The organism is Halomonas sp. 3F2F, assembly GCF_014897805.1.
Lineage (GTDB): Bacteria > Pseudomonadota > Gammaproteobacteria > Pseudomonadales > Halomonadaceae > Vreelandella.
The window spans coordinates 1-7308 of the sequence record NZ_JABUZE010000178.1; the positions used below are offsets into that span (position 1 = coordinate 1).

The following is a 7308-nucleotide window of genomic DNA, read 5'->3' on the forward strand; positions in this document are numbered from 1 at the left end:
GTACCTTCAGACCGCTCAATCAGCGCCCTCGTGAATAAGGCGGGGTTAAGCAAGCGCGAAGCATCTAGAAGCTCGGCAGAAAGCTCTACGCCCGTTGCGCCGCCGCCTACAATGCCAATGGTCAGTTCAGCGTTTTGGCGCAGCGTTGGATCGGTATAACGCAAAAAGGTATTGATCATATCGCGCTGAAACGCTTTGGCCTGCTGAGGCGAATCAATAAAGTGGCAGTGTTCCGCAACGCCCGTCGTGCCAAAATCATTTGAAATACTGCCGAGCGCTATTACTAAATAATCGTAGGTTAGTTTTCGAGAGGGAAGGATTTCAACGCCGTCTTCATCTTTGATGGGTGCTAGGTGAATGACTTTTTGTTCGCGGTCAAGGCCATTTAAAGAGCCGCGCTGGTAGCGGTAATGGTGTGTGGAAGAGTGGCCACGGTAATCCACTTCATCCATGCTGGAGTTCAATACTCCGGTAGCGAGTTCGTGTAAAAGTGGTTTCCATACATGGGTGGCATTGCGGTCTAGCAGGACAATCTCGGCGCGCTTTTTTTTGCCCAGCGTGCGTCCTAAGCGTGTTGCTAGAGCAAGTCCGCCAGCGCCGCCGCCGACGATCACAATTCGGGGGATGGTCATTACTTTCTCCTCGGATAAGATGATCACAGCATAGAGCTTTCGGGCGTGGTTGGCGACGTGCTAAGTCGGTAGGATAAAAGAATTAACGGCGATTACGTTTACTAACGGCCATTTTTTGAAAAATATTTTTACCTAGCCTAGGGAGAGAGAGCGTGCATGCCATTTTGCAGGGTAAACGGTTAATTGCATTTGATTTAGATGGCACTTTAATTGATTCGGTCCCGGATCTAGCGATAGCGGTTCAGCGCGCGCTCAGCGATGTTGGGCTGCCTGTGCCCAGTGAAGAGCATGTGCGTAACTGGGTGGGTAATGGTGCGCAGGTACTTGTCGAAAGAGCACTAACCTGGGCGTTATCAGAGGCGCCGGGGCAGGTATTACAAACCACCGCCTATGACGCTTTTATGCGCCATTACGGTGCTGCCCCCAATGCGCTAACCAGGCTCTACCCAGGCGTGCGAACAGCACTGCACGATTTGCACAAGGCGGGCTATCCGCTGGTGTTGATTACCAACAAGCCTGAGCGCTTTATTGCGCCAATTTTGAGCCATTTTGAGCTATTGGCGCTATTTGCGCACTGTGTTGGCGGTGACACGCTTGCCGAGAAAAAACCCAGCCCGTTGCCGCTACTCCATGTAGCCCAACAGCTGGATATCCCACCTTCGGCAAGTGTCATGGTAGGCGATTCACGCCACGATATCGCCGCGGGCAAAGCTGCTGGCTTTACTACCGTGGCGTTACCTTACGGCTATAACCACGGCGAGCCGATTGAGCATAGCCAGCCTGACGTGATCATTAGCTCATTGCTGGCGCTGACGGAGTAAAACAGTCGGTGATGGGGCTGTTTTTTCTAGGGCTGCTTTTCTGCCCGTGCGCCGCCTAGGTATTCATGCAGTAATTCAGCGTTATGGCGCAACATAGCAGGGTAGTTATAAGCGGGGCCGTCAGTATCACTCAAGGTATCTACGTATAAAGGCCCTGCCAGCGAAAGCTCCGTTGCTCGGGCATGTGCATCCATGTGGATATAGGGAGAGGTGCTTTCATAGAACAGTGCAGGCGGGCGTTTTTGTGAAAGCTGCATGCTCATTGCTTCCATCGCCTGTGCACTGCCAATTGTCTCACTGCCAATCCCCCAAATGGCGGCGTACTCAAAACCGTAGGCACGGGCAAAGTAAGCCATGGAGGCTTCGCTGGTAGTGAGCATGCGATTCGTTTGCGGAATGCCTTCCAAGCGCTCCCTAAGTTGATGATCTAACAGCGCCAGTGCTTCACGAGTTTCAGCGGCGCGCGTGGCAAACGCCTCAGCCTGCTCGGGATAGCGTTCGATAAGCGTTTCTTCTATCACATCAACATAAGCGGCTGCCCCTTTTGGGTCCATCCACATATGCGGATCAGCGCTGTCTCTATATTGGCCTACCGGAATCGCTAGCAGCTCATAGTCGGCACTTTCTGCAAGTGCTGTCAGCGTTAGTGAATCGTCTGCCATGGCTTCAATATGCCGTATCCATGGCTCTAGCCCATACCCGTTGTAGAAAACAATGTCAGCTTCCTCGACAGCCAGGGCATTTGGCGGTTGAAGCTCCCAGCGGTGAACATCTTCACCTGTGGGCACAATGGTTGTAATGCCGATGCTGTCGCCTGCGACACGCTTCACTAAATCTTTAATGACTGAAAACGAAGCGATGACGTTAAACGAGGTGTCTCCCAGCGCGTGAGGGCTGCTGACAGTCGTCATCAATACGAGCGTTATTATCCAGGGTGCTCGATTGTCCATGTCACGCTCCTAACGCATTAAAAAGTCGGCAGATGATAAAGACAGTCATGGCCTGTTGCCAGTTTCGTCATGCTGCCAAGTTGTTTAAACCTAGCAGGAAGGGCTAACCAGTCGCTTTAAGGATTTTTGATTACCTTGAAAAGCTCTTCATAATTTACTGATAAACTCAGTGTTTGTTCCTCACTGAAAATTACCAGAGTATTAGAAGTGCGAATGTTTTAGCCGACCCTTGGCCCTGCAAGTGGTGCTTGGGTTGGGGTATCATCCCTACCAAGGGGTTTGATTAATGTGATGGAGTAGCTGCGGCGATGGCGCAAGTGCAGGTAGTGCAACGTGTATTGATGATTGATAACTACGACAGCTTCACATTCAATATCGTCCAGTACCTGGGTGAGCTGGGTGCCGAGGTCATGACCTATCGCAACGATGAGCTTACCCTTGAACAGATTGACGCCTTAGCGCCTACTCATCTAGTCATTTCACCGGGGCCGTGTACCCCTAATGAGGCGGGCATATCGTTGGCGGCGATTGACCACTTTGCGGGTAAACTGCCTATTTTGGGGGTTTGTCTTGGGCATCAGGCGATTGGACAAGTCTACGGTGGTAAAGTGGTGCGAGCGCCCCAGGTGATGCATGGTAAAACATCTGCCGTTGTACATAGTGGGCGGGGTGTTTTTAGCGGGCTTGAAAACCCGTTAGAAGTGACCCGTTATCATTCACTCGTGGTAGACAAAACAAGCTTACCGGAGTGTTTTGAAATCACTGCCTGGACCGCAGACGATGACGTTACGCCAGGGCTGATAATGGGCTTTCGTCATCGCAGCCTGGATGTTGAAGGGGTACAGTTTCACCCTGAGTCAATACTCACGCGCCAAGGCCATGCGTTATTGGCTAACTTTTTAAAACGCGGCTGATTGCCAAATTTATACGCTTTAGGGGCTTTTCTGTTCATGCAAATGCGAGATGCAATTAACGCGGTGATGCGCCGCGAAGACCTCTCTTTCAATGCGATGCACGCGCTAATGCGCCAGATCATGACCGGCGAAGCCTCCGATGCGCAAATTGGTGGCCTGCTAGTGGGGCTTGCCATGAAAGGCGAGAGCGCCGAGGAAATTAGCGCGGCGGCACAGGTGATGCGCGAACTCATGAAGCGCGTTGAACTGCACACCGATAACGTAGTGGATATTGTCGGCACCGGCGGTGATGGTGCGAACCTGTTTAATGTTTCTACGGCGGCTAGCTTTGTGGCGGCTGCTGGGGGCGCTCATGTCGCTAAGCATGGTAACCGCAGCGTCTCTTCTTCGTCGGGCAGTGCAGACCTTTTTGATATCGCCGGCATTTACCTTGATCTTAAGCCTGAACAGGTAGCGCGCTGTATCGAACAGGTTGGCGTGGGCTTTATGTTTGCCCCCAATCATCACCCGGCTATGCGCTACGCTATCGGGCCGCGCCGGGAGATGGGCGTGCGCACGCTGTTTAACATCCTTGGCCCGTTGACTAACCCTGCAAGTGCGCTTAACCAGGTGCTGGGGGTTTACTCGCCGGAGTTAGTGCCGTTGATGGCTGAAGTGCTGCGCAAGCTTGGCAGTCGCCACGTGTTAGTGGTGTGCTCTGAAGATGGCTTGGATGAAATTTCCTTGGCGGCACCGACGCGCGTGGCTGAACTAAAAGATGACGAAATTACTGAGTACACCATCACTCCAGAAGAGTTGGGTATTGAGCGACAAAGCTTAGCTACGCTTAAAGCAGCCAGCGCTGAAGACAGCTTACGACTGGTAAAAGCCGCATTGAGTGGCGAGGGTGCGGCGGCAGATATAGTGGCCCTTAATGCGGGTGCCGCACTTTACTGCTCTGGTGTGGCCGACAGCTTAAAAGAAGGGGTGATGGTGGCCCAGGATGCGCAGGCCTCAAAGTTACCGCTAGAGAAGCTTCGAGAGCTTTCACACTTCACTAGCGTCTTTAAAAGGTAAAAAATCTAATGACTGACCAGGCAACGCCAACAATTTTAACGCGTATTTTGGCTCGTAAAGACGAAGAAGTAGCCGAGCGCCGACAAGCGGTTTCTGAAGCAGAACTGCTGGCGTTGGCTGACAAGCAAAGCGCCCCCCGTGGCTTTATTGCTGCACTGAATGCGCGTATTGCCGCTGGTGACGCAGCGGTTATCGCTGAGGTGAAAAAAGCTTCGCCTTCCAAAGGCGTGATACGTGAGGATTTTCATCCTGACGATATCGCTAAGCGTTATGCTGAGGGCGGCGCAGCCTGCTTGTCAGTATTAACGGATGCCGATTTCTTCCAGGGGCATGAAGACTTTCTGATCGCTGCCCGCGATGCCTGTGACCTTCCCGTTATTCGTAAAGATTTTATTACCCATCGCTATCAGGTAACCGAAGCGCGTGCCATCGGTGCAGACTGCATCCTGCTGATTGTTGCTGCCCTAGACGACACCCAGCTGCGCGATCTGCATCAGCAAGCCAATGCGTTAGGCATGGATGTACTGGTAGAAGTGCATGACGCCGTTGAGTTAGAGCGTGCCCTAGCGCTGGATCTAAAGCTGGTGGGCATCAACAACCGTAATTTGCATACCTTCGAGACCAGTCTGAACACCACATTAGACCTCCTGCCGCGCATTCCTGAAGGCGTCACGGTCATCACTGAATCCGGAATCCATACCCGCGATGACGTGGAGCTAATGCGCGACCATGAGGTGAACGGTTTCTTGGTTGGTGAAGCCTTTATGCGTGAAGAGGACCCTGGCCAAGCCCTCAAGCAGCTGTTTTTTTAATCAATGGTGTTAAACGCTTATTAACTTTCCCGCTTGAGGCATGTAAGTAGTGCCTGAAGCGGGTGGTGCAACGTTTGTGCTGAGTAGCGTTTCACCTGGCTACGGCAGGAGTAGCCGGTGGCGAGCAGCTTGCCCGTGTTTTCGTCGGCTTCCACCTGGGGCTGCCAGGATTGGGCATAAATGGTTTTGGAGGTTGCGACATTACGCGTTTCATGCCCGTAAGTGCCCGACATGCCGCAACACCCTGTGATGGCTAACTCCAGCTCTAAACCAAATGCCGCAAACACCTGCTGCCAAGCCTTTGGGCTGCCTGGGGCGTTGGTCTTTTCGGTGCAGTGAGACAGCAGCTTAAAGCCAGGGTCGGTTAGGTTCAGTGGGCGAGGCGCTAGCGTGTTCATACGGGTAGCCAGCCACTCTTGCAGCATGAACACCTCGGGGACCTGCTCGGCACCTAAGGCTTTCACGTACTCTTGGCGGTAGGTCAGCGTCATCGCCGGGTCGATCCCCACCATGGGTACGTCGAACTCTGCCAGTGCCCGCAGGCGCTTGGCCTGTTTTTCCGCCGTGCGCTCAAAGGCGCCTAAAAAGCCCTGCACTTGCAGCGGCTTGCCGTTGGCAGAAAATGGCATCACGAACACCCGCAGATTCAACCGCGACAGCAGTTCCACCACGTCTATCACCAGCTTGGCTTCAAAGTGGCTGGTGAAGGCATCCTGGACAATGATCACGCTGTTGGCACGCTGCTGTTCAGTCAGCAGTGCAAGCGAGGTGGGCGTAGCTTCGGCCACGCCCCAGGCGCGCAGCTGCTTTTTCACGCTGGCGCGGGAAAGCTGGGGGGAGTCGCTCATTCCCAGCCCTTGACGCATTAGGCTATCGACCCAGCGCTGTTTAAGTAGGGCGTTATACAGCGGCGCCACCTTGGCAAGGGTTGGCAACATAAATTCGGTGCCACCGATCAGGTAATCGCGCAGTGGGCGCAAATAGCGGCCGTGGTAGACCTCTAAAAACTGTGAACGAAACTGCGGCACATTGACCTTAATCGGGCACTGGCCTGCACAGGATTTACACGCCAAACAGCCCGCCATGGCATCGTAAACTTGGTGAGAATAGTCGTGGTGTTGCTTACGGCTGAGCGTATTGGCGACGCGTAGCGGAAAGCTTTTAATAAAGCCCCAGCCGTTTTCGGTTTTCTTTTTGCGCGACTCCTCAACGACATCGATCCCTGCCTGGGACTGCAGACGCAGCCACTCACGCATCAAGCTGGCACGGCCTTTGGGCGAATGCACACGGTCACGGGTAGCCTTCCAGGAAGGGCACATGGGGTCATCAAGGTCATAGTTGTAGCAGGCACCATTGCCGTTGCAGTACACCGCCGCGTCATAGGCCTGCCACGCTCGTTCATCAATGGTGCGGTCCAACTGGCCGCGCAGGGTGACGCCATCAACCGTTAACAGTTCAGGATCGCTGTCTTTGGCGATTAGTTCATGGTGTTCAGCGGGAGACGCAATTTTGCCGGGGTTTAGCTGGTTATGCGGATCAAACGCGGCTTTAACGCGCTGCAGGCTGGGGTATAACTCACCAAAGAATTTGGGGCCGTACTCCGAGCGCACACCTTTGCCGTGCTCCCCCCATAACAACCCGCCGTACTTCTGGGTCAGGGCTGCCACTTGATCGGAAATCTCACGAATCAGTTTTTCCTGCTCGGGATCTTTCATATCCAGTGCCGGGCGCACGTGCAGCACGCCCGCATCGACATGGCCAAACATGCCGTAGGAGAGCTGCCGGGCATCCAGCGCGGCGCGGAACTCAGTAATAAAGTCAGCCAAGTGCTCCGGTGGTACGGCGGTATCTTCGACAAACGCAATTGGGCGCTTTTCGCCCTGCACATTGCCCAGCAAGCCCACCGAGCGTTTGCGCATGGCGTAAACTTTTTGAATCTGCGGACGACCTTCCGCCAGGGTATAGCCTAAACGCTCTACCGTGGGGTCTTGGCTCAAGTGTTCCGTGAACGCCCGCACCCGCTCAGACAAGCGCGCAGGGTCATCGTCATTAAACTCGATTAGGTTAATGCCACGAATCGGCGTGCTGCCGGTGGCGGGGAAAAACGCCGCCACGCTATCCCA

At 53.9% G+C, this 7308-nt stretch carries 7 protein-coding genes; 4 read left to right on the plus strand and 3 right to left on the minus strand.

The window, feature by feature from the left end:
* The coding region (locus tag INT21_RS17895) for an NAD(P)/FAD-dependent oxidoreductase (protein ID WP_193085572.1) at positions 1 to 632 on the minus strand (632 nt) is incomplete at its 3' end.
* Between the two features lie 152 nt (positions 633 to 784).
* Between INT21_RS17895 and INT21_RS17900 the strand changes: the two genes are divergently transcribed.
* Positions 785 to 1453, plus strand: coding sequence for a phosphoglycolate phosphatase (locus INT21_RS17900; RefSeq protein WP_089038617.1), 669 nt, complete (start codon positions 785 to 787; stop codon positions 1451 to 1453).
* A gap of 26 nt (positions 1454 to 1479) precedes the next feature.
* On the opposite strand, the gene INT21_RS17905 is transcribed toward INT21_RS17900, so the two are convergent.
* Complete coding sequence (locus INT21_RS17905) at positions 1480 to 2403, minus strand: metal ABC transporter solute-binding protein, Zn/Mn family (RefSeq protein ID WP_193060905.1); 924 nt, start codon at positions 2401 to 2403, stop codon at positions 1480 to 1482.
* Between the two features lie 308 nt (positions 2404 to 2711).
* Here INT21_RS17905 and INT21_RS17910 point away from each other — a divergent pair, with 308 nt between their 5' ends.
* The 3 genes from INT21_RS17910 to trpC are packed head-to-tail and all read left to right on the plus strand — an operon-like array spanning position 2712 to position 5185.
* On the plus strand, positions 2712 to 3317 hold the full coding sequence (locus INT21_RS17910) for an anthranilate synthase component II (protein WP_193060906.1): 606 nt from the start codon (positions 2712 to 2714) through the stop codon (positions 3315 to 3317).
* Positions 3318 to 3353: 36 nt separating this feature from the next.
* On the plus strand, positions 3354 to 4373 hold the full coding sequence (gene trpD, locus INT21_RS17915) for an anthranilate phosphoribosyltransferase (protein ID WP_193060907.1): 1020 nt from the start codon (positions 3354 to 3356) through the stop codon (positions 4371 to 4373).
* Positions 4374 to 4381: 8 nt separating this feature from the next.
* Positions 4382 to 5185, plus strand: a complete 804-nt coding sequence (trpC, locus tag INT21_RS17920; RefSeq protein WP_089038614.1) for an indole-3-glycerol phosphate synthase TrpC — start codon at positions 4382 to 4384, stop codon at positions 5183 to 5185.
* A gap of 20 nt (positions 5186 to 5205) precedes the next feature.
* Here the strand turns inward: trpC and INT21_RS17925 are convergent.
* A partial coding sequence (locus INT21_RS17925; RefSeq protein WP_193085573.1) for an FAD-linked oxidase C-terminal domain-containing protein occupies positions 5206 to 7308 on the minus strand: 2103 nt, incomplete at its 5' end.